Annotated in this window: 1 protein-coding gene; it reads right to left on the bottom strand. The window is 31.1% G+C overall.

Going from position 1 to position 546, the window contains the following annotated elements; genetic code table 11:
• Nucleotides 1–399 (bottom strand): hypothetical protein (locus CQA53_RS11910; RefSeq protein ID WP_245945925.1); only part of this gene is annotated, 399 nt, incomplete at its 3' end.
• Nucleotides 400–546 lie beyond the last annotated feature (147 nt).

Below are 546 nucleotides of genomic sequence, written 5' to 3'. Positions count from 1 at the left end.
ACATTCCTTGCAGTATTTTTTCACTATGCGCTCGACTTGTGTATTATAGCCTGAACCATAACCAGTGCCATAATAAAACATTCCCATACAGCCCTTAAAATTTATCAATTCTGGGTTTTCTTTGTGAATATTATAAAATTTTTTCTCACTTTCAATATAATCTTTTAACTCATTAAATGCAGCCTTTGCATCCATTATTTTTACTTTTCTATTAGTGGGGTCAAGCGATAAGTAATGAAGCTCTTTTTTAATCTCTTCTTCATCATATACTCCTATACAATAATACAAGCCTAGCCAACCCAATTCTGTTACCTTTCTGTAATGATCCATAAAATTTGCATCTTGCTCCTCTGCATATAAAGAAAAAACTAAGAGTATTGTGATAATTAACTTTTTCATTTTAACTCCCAAAATTGAAAATCTAATACATCATAGTTTCCATTTAAATAATTTGTTTGATTGAGTATAGAATCTTCAAACTGCTTTATAGCTCCATTCCATAAAGTCGTATGACCACCTGCATCTCTCCAACCATCAATATCCATT

Origin of the sequence: Helicobacter didelphidarum, from assembly GCF_003364195.1 — a bacterium.
Taxonomy (GTDB): Bacteria; Campylobacterota; Campylobacteria; order Campylobacterales; family Helicobacteraceae; genus Helicobacter_A; species Helicobacter_A didelphidarum.
The sequence above is the reverse complement of the archived record's forward strand: the minus strand, read 5'-3'. Positions and strand labels throughout refer to the sequence as shown.